At 62.9% G+C, this 20,811-nt stretch carries 19 protein-coding genes; 8 read left to right on the top strand and 11 right to left on the bottom strand.

All coding sequences use genetic code 11. The annotated features are described in order from the left end of the window. The first annotated feature begins 403 nt into the window (after window positions 1-403). From LMH93_RS12665 to LMH93_RS12655, 3 genes are all read left to right on the top strand, one after another. A complete protein-coding gene (locus tag LMH93_RS12665; protein ID WP_020190270.1) occupies window positions 404-2,023 on the top strand; it encodes an NADP-dependent glyceraldehyde-3-phosphate dehydrogenase in 1,620 nt (539 codons plus the stop codon). Window positions 2,024-2,133: 110 nt separating this feature from the next. Beyond that, window positions 2,134-2,613 (top strand): VOC family protein, encoded by a 480-nt coding sequence (locus LMH93_RS12660; RefSeq protein WP_003253883.1) that lies wholly within the window; start codon window positions 2,134-2,136, stop codon window positions 2,611-2,613. A gap of 51 nt (window positions 2,614-2,664) precedes the next feature. After that, complete coding sequence (locus tag LMH93_RS12655) at window positions 2,665-3,846, top strand: hypothetical protein (protein ID WP_098090482.1); 1,182 nt, start codon at window positions 2,665-2,667, stop codon at window positions 3,844-3,846. A gap of 126 nt (window positions 3,847-3,972) precedes the next feature. On the opposite strand, the gene ilvA is transcribed toward LMH93_RS12655, so the two are convergent. From ilvA to LMH93_RS12635, 4 genes are all read right to left on the bottom strand, one after another. Continuing rightward, window positions 3,973-5,532 carry a threonine ammonia-lyase, biosynthetic gene (gene ilvA / locus LMH93_RS12650; RefSeq protein WP_003253886.1) on the bottom strand — a complete coding sequence of 520 codons (1,560 nt, stop codon included), beginning with the start codon at window positions 5,530-5,532 and terminating at the stop codon, window positions 3,973-3,975. 180 nt (window positions 5,533-5,712) lie between these two features. Next, entirely contained in the window at window positions 5,713-6,144 is a 432-nt protein-coding gene (locus LMH93_RS12645; RefSeq protein WP_003253887.1) for a PACE efflux transporter, read from the bottom strand. Window positions 6,145-6,387: 243 nt separating this feature from the next. Next, window positions 6,388-7,686, bottom strand: coding sequence for an ATP-binding protein (locus tag LMH93_RS12640; RefSeq protein ID WP_230065268.1), 1,299 nt, complete (start codon window positions 7,684-7,686; stop codon window positions 6,388-6,390). Between the two features lie 6 nt (window positions 7,687-7,692). After that, window positions 7,693-8,394: a response regulator transcription factor gene (locus LMH93_RS12635; protein ID WP_003253889.1), complete on the bottom strand. Its 702-nt coding sequence runs from the start codon at window positions 8,392-8,394 to the stop codon at window positions 7,693-7,695. Window positions 8,395-8,639: 245 nt separating this feature from the next. On the opposite strand from LMH93_RS12635, the gene LMH93_RS12630 reads away from it, so the two are divergent. The 3 genes from LMH93_RS12630 to mobA all read left to right on the top strand — a co-directional run bounded on the left by LMH93_RS12630 (window position 8,640) and on the right by mobA (window position 13,592). After that, window positions 8,640-9,815 (top strand): efflux RND transporter periplasmic adaptor subunit, encoded by a 1,176-nt coding sequence (locus LMH93_RS12630; protein WP_060538418.1) that lies wholly within the window; start codon window positions 8,640-8,642, stop codon window positions 9,813-9,815. 11 nt (window positions 9,816-9,826) lie between these two features. Further along, the gene (locus LMH93_RS12625) at window positions 9,827-12,955 is read left to right on the top strand and encodes an efflux RND transporter permease subunit (protein ID WP_070096026.1); all 3,129 of its coding nucleotides are present in this window, start codon (window positions 9,827-9,829) and stop codon (window positions 12,953-12,955) included. Window positions 12,956-13,016: 61 nt separating this feature from the next. Next, window positions 13,017-13,592, top strand: a complete 576-nt coding sequence (mobA, locus tag LMH93_RS12620) for a molybdenum cofactor guanylyltransferase MobA (protein WP_004577474.1) — start codon at window positions 13,017-13,019, stop codon at window positions 13,590-13,592. Window positions 13,593-13,830: 238 nt separating this feature from the next. Here the strand turns inward: mobA and LMH93_RS12615 are convergent, their stop codons facing one another. Beyond that, the gene (locus LMH93_RS12615; protein WP_440131102.1) at window positions 13,831-14,820 is read right to left on the bottom strand and encodes a bile acid:sodium symporter family protein; all 990 of its coding nucleotides are present in this window, start codon (window positions 14,818-14,820) and stop codon (window positions 13,831-13,833) included. A gap of 119 nt (window positions 14,821-14,939) precedes the next feature. Between LMH93_RS12615 and ampC the strand changes: the two genes are divergently transcribed. Both ampC and LMH93_RS12605 read left to right on the top strand, forming a co-directional pair. Continuing rightward, window positions 14,940-16,082: a class C beta-lactamase gene (gene ampC, locus LMH93_RS12610; protein ID WP_230065267.1), complete on the top strand. Its 1,143-nt coding sequence runs from the start codon at window positions 14,940-14,942 to the stop codon at window positions 16,080-16,082. Between the two features lie 300 nt (window positions 16,083-16,382). After that, a complete protein-coding gene (locus LMH93_RS12605) occupies window positions 16,383-16,715 on the top strand; it encodes a hypothetical protein (RefSeq protein ID WP_003253895.1) in 333 nt (110 codons plus the stop codon). 46 nt (window positions 16,716-16,761) lie between these two features. Here the strand turns inward: LMH93_RS12605 and LMH93_RS12600 are convergent, their stop codons facing one another. The 6 genes from LMH93_RS12600 to LMH93_RS12575 all read right to left on the bottom strand — a co-directional run bounded on the left by LMH93_RS12600 (window position 16,762) and on the right by LMH93_RS12575 (window position 20,801). Then, window positions 16,762-17,073, bottom strand: coding sequence for a hypothetical protein (locus LMH93_RS12600; protein ID WP_010953779.1), 312 nt, complete (start codon window positions 17,071-17,073; stop codon window positions 16,762-16,764). 141 nt (window positions 17,074-17,214) lie between these two features. Beyond that, window positions 17,215-17,403, bottom strand: a complete 189-nt coding sequence (locus tag LMH93_RS12595; RefSeq protein ID WP_003253897.1) for a hypothetical protein — start codon at window positions 17,401-17,403, stop codon at window positions 17,215-17,217. Between the two features lie 138 nt (window positions 17,404-17,541). After that, window positions 17,542-17,862 (bottom strand): YbjQ family protein, encoded by a 321-nt coding sequence (locus LMH93_RS12590; protein WP_003253898.1) that lies wholly within the window; start codon window positions 17,860-17,862, stop codon window positions 17,542-17,544. Between the two features lie 70 nt (window positions 17,863-17,932). After that, window positions 17,933-18,817 carry an EamA family transporter gene (locus tag LMH93_RS12585; RefSeq protein WP_003253899.1) on the bottom strand — a complete coding sequence of 295 codons (885 nt, stop codon included), beginning with the start codon at window positions 18,815-18,817 and terminating at the stop codon, window positions 17,933-17,935. Window positions 18,818-18,979: 162 nt separating this feature from the next. Further along, window positions 18,980-19,735: a class II aldolase/adducin family protein gene (locus LMH93_RS12580; RefSeq protein ID WP_230065266.1), complete on the bottom strand. Its 756-nt coding sequence runs from the start codon at window positions 19,733-19,735 to the stop codon at window positions 18,980-18,982. 22 nt (window positions 19,736-19,757) lie between these two features. Beyond that, the gene (locus tag LMH93_RS12575) at window positions 19,758-20,801 is read right to left on the bottom strand and encodes an ABC transporter substrate-binding protein (protein WP_004577470.1); all 1,044 of its coding nucleotides are present in this window, start codon (window positions 20,799-20,801) and stop codon (window positions 19,758-19,760) included. Window positions 20,802-20,811: the final 10 nt, after the last annotated feature.

Raw genomic sequence — 20,811 nt, 5'->3', positions numbered from 1 at the left:
GAGAAAAATCCAGCAAAAACACTTAACACTTTGATTTTTATAGTATGGCTTGCAACTTTCTAATCACATTCAGTAACAATTTAAGATGCCTGCAAACGCTTTGGCAAGCGGCTTCTGGCTGACTTTAGATCAAGTTTCATGGCGTCAAATTCCCCGCATCAAACCGACGCTCAACAACACATTTGCTATAACCGTGCCCATCAAGCTCCGCTGGCCACTTCGCTATCCATGAATAACCTTTGACGACTTGCATCAACGTCTCTCAGGCCGCTGACGGATTGCCGGGCAGGCATTGGCGGCCATGTTGAACCAGACTGGTGTTTTTCCGGCAGCCAGTGCATGCTCGCAGCTGAAACGATTCAACTGACTTGAAAACCGCCCTTTGATGTGAGGTGCAGTACCCATGGACCGTTTGCTCGATTCACTCTTCCCCAGCGCCGAAAACATCCCGGAAACCTGGCGCCTGGGAGCCCCACTGGAACAACGCGACTACCTGGTCAACGGTGAGCTCAGGCGCTGGGACGGCCCGTTGGCCACGGTGCGCAGCCCGGTGTGGCTCAAGCAAGGCGACGAAGAGCATCAGGTCATATTGGGCAGCGCCCCGCTGCTGGATGCCGAGACCGCGCTGACCGCCCTCGATGCTGCCGTGCAGGCCTATGACAAAGGCCGTGGCGCCTGGCCGAACATGCGCGTGGCCGAGCGTATCCAGCATGTGGAATCCTTCCTTGCCCGCATGCGTGAACAGCGCCAGGCCGTGGTCAAGCTGCTGATGTGGGAGATCGGCAAGAACCTGAAGGATTCAGAAAAGGAATTCGACCGCACCTGCGACTACATCGTCGACACCATCAACGCCCTCAAGGACCTGGACCGCCGCTCCAGCCGCTTCGAGCTGGAACAAGGCACCCTCGGCCAGATCCGTCGCGCCCCACTGGGCGTGGCCCTGTGCATGGGGCCTTACAACTACCCGCTGAACGAGACCTTCACCACGCTCATCCCGGCGCTGATCATGGGCAACACGGTGGTGTTCAAGCCGGCCAAGTTCGGCGTACTGCTGATCCGCCCCTTGCTCGAAGCGTTCCGCGACAGCTTCCCGGCAGGCGTGATCAATGTCATCTATGGACGCGGCCGGGAAACGGTGAGCGCGCTGATGGCCAGCGGCAAGGTCGATGTATTCGCCTTCATCGGCACCCACAAGGCCGCCAGCGACCTGAAAAAACTGCACCCACGCCCGCATCGTCTGCGCGCCGCACTGGGCCTGGACGCCAAGAACCCGGGCATCGTGCTGCCCCAGGTCGACCTCGACAACGCTGTCGAAGAGGCCGTCACCGGGGCGTTGTCGTTCAACGGCCAGCGCTGCACGGCACTGAAGATCCTGTTCGTGCACGAGGATGTGGTCGAGGCCTTCCTCGACAAGTTTCAGCACAAATTGGCGGCGCTCAAGCCCGGCATGCCGTGGGAACCTGGCGTGGCGCTGACACCGTTGCCCGAGCCTGGCAAGGTCGACTACCTCGATGGCCTGGTTGCCGATGCGACGGAAAAGGGCGCGCGCGTGCTCAACGAAAATGGCGGGCACAGCCGCGGCTCATTCTTCTACCCGGCCTTGCTGTACCCGGTCAGTCGGGAAATGCGCGTGTACCACGAGGAGCAGTTCGGCCCGCTGGTTCCGGTGGTGCCCTACCGCGACCTGCAGACAGTGATCGACTATGTGCTGGACTCCGACTACGGCCAGCAACTGAGCCTGTTCGGCAACGACCCGGCCACCATCGGCAGCCTCGTCGACATCTTCGCCAACCAGGTCGGGCGCATCAACATCAATGCTCAGTGCCAACGCGGGCCGGACACCTACCCGTTCAACGGCCGCAAGAACAGCGCCGAGGGCACACTCTCGGTGGATGACGCTTTGCGTGTGTTCTCCATCCGGACACTGGTCGCCACCCGCTTCCAGGAGGCCAACAAAGCGCTGATCAGCGAGATCATTCGCAACCGCCAGTCGAGCTTCCTGACCACCGACTACATCTTCTGACCGCCGCGCTTATAGACAATCGATCTAGCGTCACTGTCGATTTTCCATCTGGGCGAACGACTCTAAGCAACAGGGCGCCTTTCGGCGCCCATTGCACAGGAGAGTCGAACATGGCAGTCAAACCCATCCCCGAAGGCCAGCACAGCATCACGCCCTACCTGGCCATCAACGACGCCGCCAAGGCCATCGAGTTCTACAAGCAAGCCTTTGGCGCGAAGGAAATGTTCCGCCTCGATGCCCCGGGCGGTCGCGTTGGCCATGCCGAACTGAGAATCGGCGATTCGTCGCTGATGCTGGGCGACCCCTGCGACATGGAAGGCGGCCTCACCGCCAGCCAGAAGCTCAGCGGTGCGGGTGTTGGCCTGCACTTGTATGTTGAAGACTGCGACAAGGTCTACGCCCAGGCCCTGGCCGCCGGGGGCATCCAGTTACATCCCTTGACCGACCAGTTTTACGGTGACCGCAGCGGCACCCTGAAAGATCCGTTTGGCAACATCTGGTTCGTGTCCACCCACAAAGAGGACCTGACCCCCGACGAGATTCGCGCCCGCGCCGCGAAGATGTTCGGCGGCAGCCAAGCGACGAGTTGAAAGCCGCGCGACTTTGCTTGAAGCTTGAGGCTCGTAGCTTGGAGCTGCTTCATGCGAATCATCGACAAAACCGCCACCCAGGTGCGCAGCCTGACCCCCGCTGAAGAGGAACTGCTGGTCGGCTTTGCCACCGGCAGCCTCGCCGGCCCGCGCCTGCTACAGGCCAACCAGCTACTGATGAAAGTGCGCAACGCCAACCAGTGGCTGGCTTGCGACTGCCGCAACGATGCCTTGCCGGTGCTCAACGTCACCCTCAACGGCAGCACCGGTACGCTCTTCCTCAAGAACAACCCGGGCACTGCCGAGCACGCGCCAGGCTGCCCGTTCACCAAGGACGAGCGGGAAGCCGCCGAACGCGAAAACGACCCCGCACCACCCGCCGCCTGGCTGCCACCCGACACCCCCTTGCGCCTGATCAGCGACTTCCGTGCTGGCACGGCCGGCGCCGTCGGTGATGGCAACGACAGACGCGAACAGCAGCGCCTGCTGTCACTGCTGCTGACCTGGATTGAAACCAGCGGGCTCAACCTTTACGCCACCCACCTGAAAAAAGACCTGACCACGCAGTTTGCCGAGTTGCGCAGCGTGGCCAGCCGCTATCCGCTGCTGGAGCGGGTGCCCGCCAGCAACTACCTGGAAACCCGCCTGGACATGAAGCACATGATGATGCTCAAGTCCCGTCTGCGCGAGGCCTCTGTGTTTGGCAACCACCGCCGCCACGGCCTGCTGTTGGACTGCGTCGACCAGATCAAAGGGCGCAAGCTGCTCAACAACCGCAGCGAAGAAGGCTTCGACTTCCAGGGGCATCACCTGTACTGGGGCGGAAGCCGCACCACCGGGCCGTTGCTGGCGTTGATGATCTACTCGCCGACCAGCGCCGGCAGCCATTTCTATGAGTTGATCCATGTGGCCAGTGTGCCCGTGCTGTCGCGCGCGCACCTGTTCCCGGTGTACCGCGATGAAGAACGCGAGCCGCTCAAGGCATTGGTGTCGCTGATCGACTGGATGGCCAGTAAAGGGGTGAAAGTGCAGATGCGTCGCCCCGTGATCGGTGGGCAGGTGATGGATGAACTGGTGCTGACCTCGGACCAGGACCGGGTGTTGTCAGTGTCGCTGCTGGAACAGCCCATCGGCCCCGAGCCGGATACCGAGAACTTCAAGCGCTACGCAGACTTCAAAAGCCTTGAAACGTTCCGCAAGTTCGTTGCCGGCTTTTTCATGCGCGAGCGTTGAAACCCACGCGTTGGCTCGCGCAGTTTCTTGCAGGAGATCGCCCTGCCCTTTGGACGGGGCGATCACGCTGCGAACAAAGGCGGCAAGCAAGCGGCTAGACACGCCTGCATTGGCCACACAGGTGCCTCAGCCCAGGAACAGCTTGTACGCCGGGTTGTCAGTCTCGTCCCAATACCGGTACCCCATCTCGTCCAGCGTCAACGGCAAGCTCGCCAATTCGTCCGCTGGCACTTCCAAAGCAGCGAACACCCGCGCCTCCGCCGCACCATGGTTGCGGTAATGGAACAGGCTGATGTTCCAACGTTTGCCCAACCGCTCCAGAAACCCCAGCAACGCCCCTGGCCGTTCGGGAAACTCGAAGCGCAGGACCCGCTCATCAGCCCCTGACGCGGCATGCCCGCCCACGGTATGGCGCACATGCAGCTTTGCCAGCTCGTTGTCGGTCAGGTCCAGCACGCTGTACCCCTGCTCCCGCAAGCTGGCCAGCAACTGCTCACGCGGGTCGTGCACCGGGTGGGTCTGCACGCCCACGAACAGGCGCGCCTCCTTGCCAGGGTAGAAGCGGTAGTTGAATTCGGTGATCTGCCGCTTGCCCAGTGCCTGGCAAAAGGCCCGGAAGCTGCCCGGCTGTTCCGGAATTGTCACGGCAATGATCGCCTCGCGCTGCTCACCCAGCTCGGCCCGCTCGGCCACATGGCGCAAGCGGTCGAAATTGACGTTGGCCCCGGAGTCGATGGCCACCAGGGTCTGCCCCTGCACACCTTCACGCGCCACGTACTTCTTGATCCCGGCAACGGCCAAGGCCCCGGACGGCTCGGTGATCGAACGGGTGTCGTCGTAGATATCCTTGATCGCCGCGCACAGCTCGTCACTGCTCACCGTCACCACCTCGTCGACAAAGTGGCGGCACAGCTCGAAGCAATGGGCGCCGATCTGCGCCACCGCCACGCCATCGGCAAAGGTGCCGACCTGGGGCAGGATCACGCGTTCGCCGACGGCCATGGCAGCCTGCAGGCAGTTGGAATCTACCGGCTCGACGCCGATCACCTTCACGTCAGGGCGCAGGTACTTCACATAGGCGGCGATCCCGGCGATCAACCCACCACCGCCCACGGGCACAAAGATCGCGTCCAGCGCCCCCGGGCGCTGACGGAGGATTTCCATGGCCACGGTACCCTGCCCGGCGATCACATCCGGGTCATCGAACGGTGGCACGAAGGTGGCGCCTTCGCTGTCGGCCAGCTTTAGTGCATGGGCCAGCGCATGCGGGAAGCTCTCGCCATGCAGCACCACATGCCCGCCGCGCGAACGCACACCTTCCACTTTCAACGACGGCGTGGTGGTAGGCATGACGATCGTTGCTTTGATACCCAGATGCGATGCCGCCAAGGCCACGCCCTGGGCATGGTTGCCCGCCGAAGCGGTGATCACCCCGCGCTCACGCTGCACATCGGTCAGACGCGACAGGCGAGTGTAGGCACCGCGGATCTTGAATGAAAACGTAGGCTGCAGGTCTTCGCGCTTGAGCAACACCTGGTTGCCCAGGGCGGCAGACAAGGCCGGGGCCGCTTGCAGGGGCGTTTCGATGGCCAGGTCGTACACCGGCGCAGCAAGAATGCGCCGCACCTGCTCCGACAGCAGTTGCTGGGGGGTGACGGTAGTACGAGGGACACTGAAGCTGGTCATCGATGACTCCTTGGCTGTTTTTACGTTGCCCAGGAGTCAGAGAGAAAAAACCCGCCTCCAGGGCGGGTTCGGTGCACGTACGCGCTAGCCCGCCAAGCTGATAATGGCGGTAATAATAATGGCGTTCACGTGCGGGAATGTGTTCATGGGTAGGAACTTAGCCTGCCTCGCAGCCAGAAGTCAACACTTGGCCTGCTGCGCCGAAAGCGGCACATCGAACACCTTGTCGAAGCCCCACTGGAAGACAAAGGCGTAAACGAAGAAGAACACGAACAGCGCCAGGTTGGTCAGCAGTGCCGCCCACAGGCTCACGTCCAGCCAGTACGCCACCAGCGGCAGCAGAATCACCACCAGCCCACCCTCGAAACCCAGCGCATGCAGCAGGCGCCGCAAGAAGGTGCGCTCACGCTTGTGCTGGCGCGCTTCCCAACGTTCGAACACCCAGTTGTAGCCCATGTTCCAGCTCATCGCGATACCCGACATCAGCACCGAGAGCACGGTCGACTGCGCCATGCCGGCGCCGAACGCCAGCTCCAGCGCAGGCGCCACACAGGCGACGGCGATGGCCTCATAGAGAATGGCCTGGACGATCTTGCGGGCCTTGCCTTGCATGTTCAGCTCCCTGAATAAACGACCTGTAAAGCTACAAGATGTAGCCCCCAAGAAAAAGCCCGAACGCTGGACAACTTCGCGCTTGGCTGCCCGGCTGTGAGGTGAAGCGTTCGCGATAGGCGTTGAAGGGCTGGACCCGCTGGGGCCGAGCAGCGCGTGGCGGCGCCGTCCCTGCCCAGGTGTTGCAGGAAGCCAAGACCGCTTTGCGTTGTGATCACGCCAGCTGGCAGAACAGGCGAAACATCATCCGGCGGGCAAACGAATCCTGAACTGCGCCCCACCCAGCGCCGACTGCGCCAGGGTCAAGGTGCCACCCTGCCCCTCGATTGCCCGACGGCTGATGGCCAACCCCAGGCCAAAACCACCGGTGTTGTGATCGCGACTGCGGTCCAGACGGTAGAACGGCTGGAACACCCGCTCGCGCTCCTCCACAGGGACGCCAATCCCGTCATCCTCCACCGTCAGCAAGCAGGCGCCATCGGCTTCCAGGCGCAAGCGCAGCAACAGGCTTTCATCGCAATAGCGCATGGCATTGCGCACCAGGTTCTGCACCGCGCGCGCCGTCAGCCGCGGGTCCAGTACAAAGCGCGGCAACTCACCCTCGGCCCGCACTTCCCAATGGATACCCCGGCCATCGAGCTCCTCGGCAAAGCCGCCAAGCACACTGTCGACCAGCTCCAGCAGCGATACCTCCACCCGCTCCCGCGCCTGATCGGCGTTGTACAACCGGCTGTAGGACAGCAGCTCCAGCACCAGTTCATCCAGCTCGCGCACATGCCCGACCAGCTCCAGCAGGCGCTTGCGGCTGGCTGGCGGCACTTCGTCGAACAGCAGCACCAGGCCGAAGTCCAGCCGGGTCAGTGGCGTGCGTAACTCGTGCGATACCGCATTGAGCAGTTCACGCTGCTGGTTGACATGGCGTTCCAGGTCACTGGCCATGGTGTCGAATACCCCGGCCAGCTCACCAATGTTGGAGTGAGGCGAAATGTGCGTACGCTCAGCCATCTGCCCCTGGCCCAGGCGCCGAGCGGTCTCCTTGAGGCGCTCCAGATCACGCCAGTGCGGCCATACCCACAGCAGCAGGCAGCCCAGCATGGCTGCACCAATCAATACGGTCACGCCCCACGACAGCACGTTGATGTCCAGCGGGTCCGGCGGGGAATGCAGGCGTACCAGCCACTCCTTGTCCAGCGGCGCCAGCACCGTCTCGTAATAGCCCCACTCGGCAATGCGCACTGCGTACAGCCCCTGCGCCAGGCGCGCCTGCTCCTCATCGCTCAAACCGGCCTGATCCCTGCGCAGCAGCTGCAGCTCCAGCGGCGCGAAATCACTGGCCAGTTCCTGCTCCACCGCTGGCCACTGCTCGCGCGGGGCCTGGCGGAACTGGCGCACGATCAACGCCTGTACGCCCTTGGCCTGGTCCAGGTTGTAGGCCATGAACCGGTCGCGGAACAGGCCGACAATGGTGTCAGGGATGAACAGCAATGCGCCGGCGTAGGCGACGATGATCACCAGGTACAACCGCACCAGGATCTTGAGCATGGCCGATCAGCACTCCCACTCGACACGGCTGAACAGGTAGCCCTTGCCCCACACGGTCTTGATCTTGCGCGCTTCGCCGGCGTTGTCGTCGAACTTGCGCCGCAGTTTGGAAATGGCCACGTCAACGGAGCGATCGGTGCCATTGAACTCGATGCCACGCAGTTGTTGCAGGATACGGTCGCGGTTCATCACTTCACCGGCATTGCGCGCCAACACCACCAGCAGGTTGTACTCGCCGCTGGACAGCTCCACCTCCTCGCCGCGCCAACTCACCGTGCGCTCGGCCAGGTCGATGCGCAGGCCACCAATCAGGATCAGGTCGTTTTCCAGGCGCGGTTCGTTGACACTGCTGCGGCGCAGCAGCGTGCGCACGCGGGCCAGCAGCACGCGTGGTTCACAGGGTTTGGTCACGTAGTCGTCGGCCCCCATTTCCAGGCCAAGCACCTGGTCATGGCTGTCGTCGCGGGCCGTCAGCATGAGGATTGGCAGGGTCTGCGACTCCTGGCGCAACAGCCGGCACAGCTGCAGGCCATCGATGCCCGGCAGCATCAGGTCAAGGATGACCAGGTCAGGCCTTTGCCGACGGTACTCGTCCAGCACATGATCGCCCCGGGCGATCACCTGGACATGGAAGTCGTTGCGTTGCAGGTAGCTGGCGATCAGCTCGGACAGGGCGCTGTCGTCCTCGACCAGGAAAATGTTCGGCATAGGTGCTTGGGCGTCTGGGTTGAAGTAAGCCTGTGGCGAGCACTTCGCGGGTAAACCCGCTCCTGCAGGTCCCCGTAGGAGCGGGTTTACCCGCGAAGAGGCCAGCACAGGCCCATGCAGAATATAGAACCCAACCACTCGACAGGATCATTCTTCACACTTTTTCACACTCGCCCTACAGGTATTAACAGCCGCTCAGCCAGCGTCTGCCTTAGCATATACACGGTCATCATCGGAAGATCCGCATGCCTACTACCCTCTCCCCGTGCCTGCGCCCGTTGGCGCTCATGGCATTGCTGAGCCTGTCCCTGGCCGGTTGCAGCGACAGCGCCGAGCCAGACGAACAGGCACCCACTGCGCAAGTGCGCGTGGAAACCCTGCAACTGCAGCCACTGGCCATCAGCAGCGAACTCAGCGGGCGTATCCTCGCGCCACGCACCGCCGAAGTGCGTGCGCGGGTCGCAGGCGTGGTGCTCAAGCGGGTGTACCGCGAAGGCAGCGACGTCAAGCAGGGTGATGTACTGTTCCTGATCGACCCGGCACCGTTCAAGGCCGACCACGACAGCGCCCGCGCCACGCTGGCCAAGGCCGAGGCCACCCGGTATCAGGCGCGCCTGCAAGAGCAGCGCTACCGCGAGCTGGTCGACGACAAAGCCGTCAGCCGCCAGGAATACGACAACGCCAAGGCCAGTTTCCTGCAGGCCGATGCCGAAGTGGCCGAAGCCAGGGCGGCGCTGGAGCGCGCCCGGCTGAACCTCGGCTATGCCACCGTGACCGCGCCGATCTCCGGCCGTATCGGCCGCGCCCAGGTCACCGAAGGCGCGCTGGTCGGGCAAAACGAAACCACCGCGCTGGCGACCATCCAGCAACTGGACCCGATCCATGCCGATGTCACCCAGTCTACCCGTGAGCTCAACGCGCTGCGCCGCGCCCTGCGCGCTGGCGAATTGCAGCAGGTGGGCGACGGCCAGGCACGCGCCACGCTGATCCAGGATGACGGCAGCGCCTACCCGCTGCCGGGCAAGCTGCTGTTCTCCGACATCAGCGTCGACCCCAGCACCAACCAGATCACCCTGCGCAGCGAGTTCCCCAACCCGGACCTCGACCTGTTGCCTGGCAGCTACGTGCGGGTACGCCTGGAGCAAGCGGTGCAACCCAAGGGCCTGAGCGTGCCGCAACGCGCCATCCTGCGTGACAGCGCCGGTGTGCCGAAGGTGCTGGTGGTAGACCAGCACGCCCGGGTCAGCGACCGCCAGGTTGTACTGGGCAGCGCCCAGGGCGACCGCTGGGTCGTCAGTGAGGGCCTGGCGGCCGGCGAGCGGGTGGTGGTCGAAGGGCTGCAGCACATCAAGGCCGGTGACCAGGTGCAGGTCGACAACGCACCCGCTGCCCCGCCCATCGCACAGCATACCGGCCAGTGAGGGCCTGATTCATGCCGCAATTCTTCATCGATCGCCCGGTATTCGCCTGGGTGGTCGCACTGTTCATCCTGCTGGCCGGCGCGCTGGCCATCCCGCAGCTGCCGGTGGCCCAGTACCCCAACGTGGCACCGCCGCAGGTGGAAATCTACGCCGTGTACCCAGGCGCCTCGGCGGCGACCATGGACGAAAGCGTGGTCAGCCTGATCGAGCAAGAGCTCAATGGCGCCGACAGCCTGCTGTACTTCGAGTCGCAGAGCAGCCTGGGCAGCGCCACCATCACCGCCACCTTCGCCCCGGGCACCCACCCGGACCTGGCCCAGGTCGACGTGCAGAACCGCCTGAAGGTGGTCGAGTCGCGCCTGCCACGCCCGGTCACCCAGCAGGGCCTGCAGGTGGAGAAAGTGTCCACCGGCTTTCTGCTGTTGGCCACCCTCACCTCCGAAGACGGCAAGCTCGATGAAACCGCGCTGTCGGACATCCTTGCACGTAACGTGATGGACGAAATCCGCCGCCTCAAGGGCGTCGGCAAGGCCCAGTTGTATGGCTCCGAACGCGCCATGCGCATCTGGATCGACCCGCGCAAGCTGATTGGCTTCAACCTCACGCCCAACGATGTGGCCGAAGCCATCGCCGCGCAGAACGCCCAGGTCGCCCCTGGCAGCATCGGCGATCTGCCCAGCCGCAGCACCCAGGAAATCACCGCCAACGTGGTGGTCAAAGGCCAGTTGAGCAGCCCCGAAGAGTTTGCTGCCATTGTCCTGCGTGCCAACCCGGACGGCTCCACGGTCACCATCGGGGATGTCGCCCGGGTTGAAATCGGCGCCCAGGAATACCAGTACGGCACGCGCCTGAACGGCAAACCGGCCACGGCCTTCAGCGTGCAGTTGTCACCCGGCGCCAACGCCATGGAAACCGCTACCCTGGTACGGGCGAAGATGCAGGACCTGGCGCGCTACTTCCCGGAAGGCGTCAAGTACGACATCCCCTACGACACCTCGCCGTTCGTCAAGGTGTCGATCGAGCAGGTCATCAACACCCTGTTCGAAGCCATGCTGCTGGTGTTCGCAGTCATGTTCCTGTTCCTGCAGAACCTGCGCTACACGCTGATCCCGACCCTGGTCGTGCCAGTGGCATTGATGGGCACCTTCGCCGTGATGCTGGCCATGGGCTTCTCGGTCAATGTGCTGACACTGTTCGGCATGGTACTGGCCATCGGCATTCTGGTCGACGATGCCATTGTGGTGGTGGAGAACGTCGAACGCATCATGGCCGAAGAAGGCTTGCCGCCCAAGGACGCCACACGCAAGGCCATGGGCCAGATCAGCGGTGCAATCGTCGGCATCACGCTGGTGCTGGTGGCGGTATTCCTGCCCATGGCGTTCATGCAAGGCTCGGTGGGGGTGATCTACCAGCAGTTCTCGCTGTCGATGGCGGTGTCGATCCTGTTCTCGGCGTTCCTCGCCCTCAGCTTGACCCCGGCATTGTGCGCCACCCTGCTCAAACCCGTGGCCAAGGGCGAGCACCATGAACGCAAAGGCTTCTTCGGCTGGTTCAATCGCCGCTTCGAACGCATGAGCAACGGCTACCAGCGCTGGGTGGTGCAGGCGCTCAAGCGCAGCGGCCGCTACCTGCTGGTGTACGCGGTGCTGCTGGCGGTGCTGGGCTACGGTTTCAGCCAGCTGCCTACGGCGTTCCTGCCCACCGAAGACCAGGGCTACACCATTACCGACATTCAACTGCCGCCGGGCGCCAGCCGCATGCGCACCGAACAGGTAGCCGCGCAGATCGAGGCGCACAACGCCGAAGAACCAGGCGTGGGCAACACCACCTTGATCCTCGGCTTCAGCTTCTCCGGTAGCGGGCAGAACGCGGCGCTGGTTTTCACCACCCTCAAGGACTGGTCCGAGCGCAGCGCCGACGACAGCGCCCAGTCGATCGCCGACCGCGCGACCATGGCCTTCACCCAGCTCAAGGACGCGATAGCCTATTCGGTGCTGCCGCCCCCCATCGACGGGCTCGGTGAGTCTACCGGCTTCGAATTTCGCCTTCAGGACCGTGGCGGCATGGGCCACGCCGAGCTGATGGCAGCCCGTGACCAGTTGCTCGAAAGCGCCAGCAAAAGCAAGGTGCTGACCAACGTGCGCGAAGCCTCGCTGGCGGAAAGCCCGCAGGTGCAACTGGAAATCGACCGCCGCCAGGCTAATGCACTGGGCGTGTCGTTTGCCGATATCGGCACGGTGCTGGACGTGGCCGTAGGCTCCAGCTACGTCAACGATTTCCCCAACCAGGGCCGTATGCAGCGGGTGGTGGTGCAGGCCGAAGGTGACCAGCGCAGCCAGGTTGAAGACTTGCTGAACATTCACGTGCGCAACGACAGCGGCAAGATGGTGCCACTGGGTGCGTTCGTTCAGGCCAGGTGGGTCAGCGGCCCGGTGCAACTGACCCGCTACAACGGTTACCCGGCGGTGTCGATCTCTGGCGAGCCAGCCGCCGGCTACAGCTCGGGCGAAGCCATGGCCGAAGTCGAGCGGCTGGTGGCGCAGCTACCGGCCGGTACCGGCCTGGAATGGACCGGCCTGTCATTGCAGGAGCGGCTGTCCGGTAGCCAGGCCCCCCTGCTGATGGCGCTGTCGCTGCTGGTGGTGTTCCTGTGCCTGGCTGCGCTGTACGAAAGCTGGTCTATCCCGACTGCGGTGCTGCTGGTCGTTCCGCTCGGCGTGCTCGGTGCGGTGCTGGCGGTGACCTTGCGCGGCATGCCCAACGACGTGTTCTTCAAGGTTGGCCTGATCACGCTGATCGGCCTGTCAGCGAAGAACGCCATCCTGATCATCGAGTTTGCCAAGCATCTGGTAGACCAGGGCGTGGACGCCGTCGACGCCGCCGTGCAAGCGGCCCGCCTGCGCCTGCGGCCGATCGTGATGACTTCGCTGGCGTTCATCCTCGGCGTGGTTCCACTGGCCATCGCCAGCGGCGCAAGCTCTGCCAGCCAGCAGGCGATTGGCACCGGGGTGATCGGCGGCATGCTCAGCGCCACGCTGGCGGTGGTGTTCGTGCCGGTGTTCTTCGTGGTGGTGATGCGCCTGTCACAGCGACGCCAGGCGCATGACAGCGACGGGCAACCCGTGGCCCGCGAAAGCTGACTGGACAAGCCCCGCGTGAAATGGGAGGGTTCCCGGCAATGACTGCCCGGAACCCTTTTTCATGCCTGATGCACTCCCCCCCTGCTCAATCCTCGTTCTCGCCGGTGGCCGCGGCCAGCGCATGGGCGGCCGTGACAAGGGCCTGGTGGACTGGCAAGGCGAGCCGTTAATTGCACATGTTCATCGCGCGGTGCGGCCACTGAGCGACGACTTGGTGATTTCCTGCAATCGCAACCAGGCGGCTTACCGAGCATACGCCGACCAGTGGGTGGGCGATGCAGAAGCCGACTTCCCCGGGCCGCTGGCGGGGGTGATTGCCGGGCTCAAGGTGGCACGTCATGCGTGGGTGGTGTTGCTGGCCTGCGATGCACCCCTGGTTGATCGCGACTTGATCGAAGACCTGCTGCGGCTGGCAGTGGCCGGTAACAGCGCGGCAATGGTGCGTCAGGGTGGTTTTTGGCAGCCGATGTTCAGCGTGCTGCCCAAGCGGGTGTTGCCGGTGCTGGAGCAGGCCTGGGCAGCGGGTGAGCGGAGTTTGCAGAAGGCCTTGCTGCGCGAGGCGGTGCAAGGGCTGGAGTGCGCCGAGAGCGATCGCCGGCTAAGCAACTTCAACAGCCCGGAACGGCTGCAAGACTGAGGGCATGACACCGCCCCCACAGGTAAGCCACAACACTTCAGAACTGTGGTGACTTTGTAGGAGCGGGTTTACCCGCGAATACGGCGGCGGCTGCAACGGTGAACGACGAGTGGAGATTGGCCAGCAGGCACGGCCTCTTCGCGGCCATCAACCATTTAATACGACCAAGCTTTTCAGCGCTGAGCACCGCAGAAAAGCTTGACCGCCAACAGTGTATCTAATCGGAACGCAAAGGCGCTCACGACACCGCCGAAGCCTCCACCTCCTGCTCGCGGCTTGCATAACGCTGCGCCAGCACAGCACACACCATCAGCTGTATCTGGTGGAACAGCATCAGCGGCAAGATCATCGCGCCAATGCCACTGCCCACGAACAACACCTGGGCCATGGGCACACCCGTAGCCAGGCTTTTCTTGGAACCGGCAAACAGGATGGTGATGCGATCCTCAAGGTCGAAGCCCAGCGCCTTGCCAAGCAAGCGGGTGCCAAACAGCACCACTGCCAGCAGAATTGCGCACACTACGAACAACCCCGCCAGGTGCTGCGGCGATACGGTGTGCCACAGCCCGGTAACCACGGCCTCACTGAAGGCGGTGTACACCACCAGCAGGATCGAACCCTGGTCCACCACCTTGAGCCAGCGCGCATTGTGCTTGACCCAGGCACCGATCCAGCGTCGCGCGACCTGCCCGGCAACGAACGGCACCAGCAGCTGCAACGTGATCTTCAACACCGCATCCAGGCCGGAACCTGTATCACCACTGGCACCCAGCAGCAACATCACCAGCAACGGGGTGAGGAAGATACCCAGCAGGCTGGAGGCCGCCGCGCTGCAGATGGCGGCCGGCACGTTACCGCGGGCCAGCGAGGTAAAGGCAATGGCCGACTGCACGGTTGCAGGCAAGGCACACAGGTACAGAATGCCCAGGTAAAGCTCGTTACCCACCAGCGGTACGAACAGAGGTTTGAACGCCAGGCCCAGCAGTGGGAACAATACGAAAGTACAGGAGAACACCAGTAGGTGCAGGCGCCAGTGGCCGGCACCGGCAATGATGGCTTCACGCGACAGTTTGGCGCCATGCAGGAAGAACAACAGGCCGATGGCCAGGTTGGTCAGCCAGCCGAAAAACACCGCGCCATCGCCCGCGCAAGGCAGCACGGTGGCGATGAGTACTACACCGAGCAAGGCCAAGGTGAAATTGTCAAATAACATGCGCAAATACTTCATCACTGTATCCATCTTGTCATGGTGGCTGGGCAGACGATAAGGTCTTTGGCTCTCCGTCGCTAACGCCGGAACCCCGAGCGGTATCGCTCAACGGACACGTTCCACAAAAAGGACTCTCCATGCTCCGCCCACGTCTGGCTGCACTTGCAGCCGCCATTACCCTTGCCTTGGGCCATGCCAGCGCCCAGGCCGACGACCAGTTACAGGCCAAGGTCGACCAGATCATCCGCCCGCTCATGCAGGAACAAGGCATCACCGGCATGGCTGTGGCCATCTATGCACGCGACCACGCGCATTACTTCAGTTACGGTGTGGCCAGCAAGGCCGACAACGTACCGGTCAGCCGCGATACGCTGTTCGAAATCGGTTCGCTGAGCAAGACCTACACTGCAACCCTGGCCGCGCTTGCCAGCGCCGAGGGCAAGCTTGACCTCGAGGCCCCGGCCAAGCGCTATCACCCGGCACTGGCCGGCGTCCCCATCGGCGACGCGACGGTGCTGGAACTGGGCGCTTATAGCGCCGACTGCCTGCCACTGCAGTTCCCCGACACCGTGCAAACACCGCAGCAGGTAGTCGATTTCTTCCGCCACTGGCAATCTCGCGCCAAACCCGGCACCCAGCGCTGCTACTCCAACCCCAGCCTGGGGTTGTTCGGTGACCTGGCTGCCCGTGCGCAGCATGAACCGTTTTCCACGCTGATGAGTGAGGGCCTGCTGACGAAGATGGGCCTGAAAAATACCTACCTTCAGGTTCCGGCCAGCGCCCAGGGGCTTTATGCCCAAGGGTATGACGCCGACGACAAGCCGGTGCGTGTAGGGCCCGGCCCTTACGCCGATGAGGCCTACGGCATCAAAACCAGCGCCAGCGACCTGCTGCGCTATGTGCGGTTGCACATGCAGCCGCAGGGCCTGCCACCGGCCCTGGTGAAAGCCACCGCCATTACCCAGCAGGGCTATTTCCAGGTTGGCGCCATGACGCAAGGCCTGGGCTGGGAACGCTACCCCTACCCGGTCACGCTGAGCACACTGATCGATGGCAACAGCCCAGGGCTGATCCGCGAACCGCAGGCCACCACTCGCTTGCAGCCGGCCCTGCCCGCGCTACCGGCAGCCTGGTACAACAAGACCGGCGCCACCAACGGCTTCGGCGCGTACGCCGCGTTCGTGCCGGCAGAACAGCTGGCAGTCGTGCTGCTGGCCAATCGGAATTACCCCAACCAGGCGCGGGTGCAAGCCGCCTTCGACATCCTTTCCGGCTTATAACGCTCGCGTTGATTGTCGGACAAAACGACAGAATGTAGTGAGCAAAAATATTCACTACAAAATGGTTGACGCCGTTCATCGCGCTTGGGCATGATGAAGCCGTCTCCCTGATCGGGAGCGGTGGCAAGGGTGTTCCAGACGGCCTGCGCGGTAACGCAGGCCGTCCGTGGAGAGGGAAACTGTCCAAAAGGCAGCGTGAGAAAGCCCCTGTTGCGATGCTGCTGTAGCAGCCTTGGTAGTGCGCTACACCGTGATAGCGCCAACTGTGAAAATCACCTATGAATGGGTAATGGGGGCTTTATGATGAACTTGAACAACAATCCGACTATCGACCAATTGGCCCAGCTGTTCGCCGTGCGCAAGGACAGCCTTGACGACCATTTGCTGTGGGTTAGCCAAACCGGTGAAGTGCGCCTCGATCGCCTGCCACCGAACACCGTCGAAGATGAATTTGAAGAGCACCTGCCCAGCATGCGTGCCCGCTTCAAGGTCTACCGCCGTGGCCAAGGCTACGTCGGCAAGAAAGCCGCCGCCGACACCGAATTCGTTGGCCGCGTGCTGCAGACCCTGCAACAAGAATGGCCCGCTGCCCGTGAGCAGCAGGCAGTCAAGGTGATCGAACCGCTGAATTGAGGGTTCGCACCCTTACCAGAGCCCGGCCCGCATAGGCCGGGCTTTTTCATGCCTGGCGCCGCTGCAGACGGGTTTCCGGCAAAGGCAAGGCGCCTGTTGCCATCGCCCGGGCGCGGTCGACACCCCACACCAGCGCACGGGTCATGGTCTCGCCCGGCAGCGCAGGGTAATACTCTTCCAGCAACGCCCGCCCATCCCCGGCGTACAACCCCAGAAACAGCTGCGTCGCCCCCAGGCGCGACAAGCGCACCTGCACGTCCAGTGTGGTGCCGTCGCTGAGTGCTTCGTCGTGGCAGCGGCTGTGCAACTGTGCGTCGGCCCACTGCCAATAGGTTTCTTCCCTGACTCGCATGAGCATTCAATCCTCCGTTGCTGGAATGCCGCGTCAGAAAACCACAGGCCGGGCCATCCGGCGAGCGCTACCGGGCAATACCATGAGGCGGATCAACGAATGGCAATAAAAACCCCGCCGTTGGGCGGGGCGTGTGCAGGCACGGGATCACTTCTTGAGCGGTACCCGCGGCATGAAGCGGCCTTTTTTGCTGCGCTGCAAATGTGCAGGTTGGAGCTGTTCGGAATCATCCAGCGTCATGTGGGCGAAACCCAGGCGAAATGCCGCCTGGCCGCAACGCACCTGGCTGTTGATCGGGAACGCGTCGTTCAGGTCTTCGAAAAAGGATTCGCTCATGCCCAGTCTCCCTCCAGTGGCGGTCGCGTCGGCAACCAGACAAGTTGCCCAGGGAACGCGGCCTGTGAAAGTGAGACTAGCTGGTCATTTGCGGACCGACCGGACAAGAACCTTGCAGCCGACCAATGGCAAAAGGCTTTACTTCAGGCGTACTGCCGTACCGGTGGCAAATACCACGACCATGCCACCCTGTACCGACGGCATGCTGATCTCAAAATCCACCCCCACTACCGCATCGGCTTGCAACTGTCGTGCCCGGGCCTTGAGTTCTTCAGTGGCCTGCTCCCGGGCCTCGCGCAGCGCGCTTTCCAGGGTTTGTGAGCGGCCACCGAAGAAGTCGCGAAACCGTGTAAAGAAATCGCGCACGAAGTTGATGCCCTGCACCGATTCGGAACTGACCACGCCCAGGTATTCGGCAATCGGGCGGCCTTCGAGCTGGCTGGTGGTGGAAATGATCATGGATGCGCTCCGTTTGCCTGGCAAAAAGAGGCCGATTCTAACAGAGCGCAGGTCGGCAGATTTAAGCGCTTTACGCGTTGGCAGCCCGCAAACGCTGACCGATGCGCGCACCGAATACATTCACCAGCAGGCCGGCCATCACCAGCAATGCGCCCCAGCCCTGCGTAGCGGTCAGGCGCTCTCCCAGTAGCAACGCCGACGAACTCAGGCCAATCACCGGTACCAGCAGCGAGAACGGCGCCACTTTGCCTGCCGGGTGACGCGACAGCAACTTGCTCCACAGGCTGTAGCCGAGCATGGTGGCCACAAAGGCCAAATACGCCAGGGCCAGCACCGAACTCCAACTGATATTGGCCAAGGCATGGCCAATGCGCTCGGGGCCTTCCAGCCACCAGGACAGTGCCAGGAATGGCAGTGGCGGGATCAGCCCACCCCAGATCACCAACGCGACCAGGTCGACCGAGCCGAACCGCCGGGTAATGATGTTGCCCAGGCCCCACATTGCACCGCCACACAGGGTCAGCACCAACGCCAGCATGGGCACATGGCCGCCGTCTTCGCTGCCGATCAGTGCCAGGCCGCCGGCCGCCACCAGCAGCCCCAGCACGCTGGCCAGGCGCAGCCGCTCACCGAGAAACAACGCCGCAAAACCGAGGGTGAAGAAGGCTTGCGACTGCAGGATCAACGAAGCCAACCCTGGCGGCATGCCGCTGTACATGGCCTGAAACAGGAACGCGAACTGGCCCAGTGAAATGGTCGCACCGTAAGCGATCAGCCAGCGCCACGGCAGTTTGGGCCGCCTGACCAGCAAGATCGCCGGGAACGCCACCAGCAAGAAACGCAATGCCCCCAGCAACATCGGTGGCAGCCCGTCGAGGCCAACCTTGATGACCACAAAGTTGACGCCCCAGGCGACAATCACCACCAGGGCGATAAGCAGGTCCTTGAGTGGCATTGCGACTTCCTTCTGCAGGCTTTTTAGACATATTTCGTTACAGCATAACGGTATTCCTTGAGAAGGGACCAGCACAGTTGAAAGCAATGGTTGCACTACAGTGACTGTTCCGTCCGCCCGCTGTCGTTTGCACGACTAACTGCCAAATCAGCAAGCGCAGGTTCAATCCTGATAACCAGGCGCCACCTTTTCCAACATTCGCAACAACGCCGCCCACGCCAATTGCAGCGCATCCGGGTCGGTCAGTTCCCCCTGCTTGAACCCTCTCCCCGGCGCGTTGAACTGCCGTTCGGTACGCACGCACACGTCGGTCGACGGCAATATCAGTTGCCCAGCACTTTGCGCCGCCAACTGGATCTCGCAAGCCTTCTCCAGGTAGTACATGCGCAAGAAGGCTTCAGCCACACTGCGCCCCGTGGTCAACAGGCCATGGTTGCGCAGCATCATCACCGGCTTGTTGCCCAGGTCGGCCACCAGCCGTTGCTGTTCATCCATGTCCAGCGCGACGCCCTCGTAGGCGTGGTAAGCCACATTGCCGTAAAACTCCATGGACATCTGGTTGACCGGCAGCAGGCCACATTCCAGTGCGGCCACCGCGCAACCTGCGCGGGTGTGGGTGTGCAGCACGCACTGGGCATCCTCGCGGGCAGCGTGAATGGCACTGTGAATGACGAACCCGGCCGGGTTGACCGGGTGACGGGCAGCCCCCACCGGCCGCCCCTGCAGGTCGATCTTCACCAGGCTGGACGCTGTGATCTCCTCGAAGAGCAGGCCATACGGGTTGATCAGGAAATGGTGCTCCGGCCCAGGCAGGCGCAGGGAGATATGCGTGAAGATGAGATCGCTCATGCGAAAGTGCGCGATCAGCCGGTAGCAGGCAGCCAGCTCCCGACGCAGGCTTAGTTCCGTTTCAGTCATCTTGTTGCCCCTTTACTGAGCGCTATTTGCTGGCCCAGGCGTTGAAGCGTTGCTCCAGTTCTTCGCCATGATCGACCCAGAATTCCACGTTCATGGCCAGCGCCCCTTGAAGGTTCTGTGGCGAAGTGGGTACCCAGTTGGCCAGCGCCGGGTCAAGCCTGGCCGCGGCTTGGGTATTGGTTGGCCCATAGGGGATCTGTTGTACATACCGCACCTGGGTATCCGGCTGATTGGCATAGGCAATCAGCCGCTTGGCCTGGTCGACATGCCGCGAGCCTTTGATGATCGCCCAATAGTCCATACCGTACAGGCTGCCAGGCCATACCACGGCCAAGGGGCTGCCCTGCTGCGCCGCCACCGCGATTCGTCCGCTGTAGGTGGAGGTCATCACCACGTCACCGGCTGCCAGCCATTGCGCGGGTTGAGCGCCGGCGTCCCACCACTGGATATGGGGTTTGAGTTCGCTGAGTTTGGCGAAGGCCCGCTCGACACCTGCCGGCGTGGACAATACCCGGTATACGTCCTCGACCTTGACCCCGTCAGCCAACAGCGCGAATTCCAGGTTGTACACCGCACGCTTGCGCAGGCCGCGCTTGCCAGGGTACTTGTCGACGTCCCAGAAGTCGGCCCACGACGCCGGCGCCTGGGCCAGCTTGCTGCGGTCGTAGGCAATAGCCACGCTCCAGACCAGCGCGGCCGACCCACAATCCTGTGCGGCTGCCGGGATCAGTTCGGCGGCATGGCCCAGGCGCTGCCAGTCCAGGTGCTCGTAGATCCCCTCGTCGCAGCCGCGCATCAAGTCAGGGCCTTCGATCTGCACCACATCCCAATCGACGTTGCCGGTGTCTGCCATGACCTGGATCCGCGCCATTTCACCGTTGTATTCACTCTGGATCAGCTGGCTGCCGTCCTGGGCGACGAAGGGCTTGAAAATCGCCTCCTCCTGGGCCTTCTGGCCCGCGCCGCCATAACCGACCACAACCATCTGCTGCGCAGCTTGCGCAGTGCCCAGGCCAAGGGCCAGCAAGGTTGCACAAAGGCCGGTCACACGTGGATATAGCTGCATCGTAGTTTCC

Origin of the sequence: Pseudomonas sp. CIP-10 (genome assembly GCF_020911845.1) — a bacterium.
In the GTDB taxonomy this organism is placed as follows: domain Bacteria; phylum Pseudomonadota; class Gammaproteobacteria; order Pseudomonadales; family Pseudomonadaceae; genus Aquipseudomonas; species Aquipseudomonas alloputida.
This window is presented reverse-complemented; position numbering and strand designations above follow the sequence as displayed.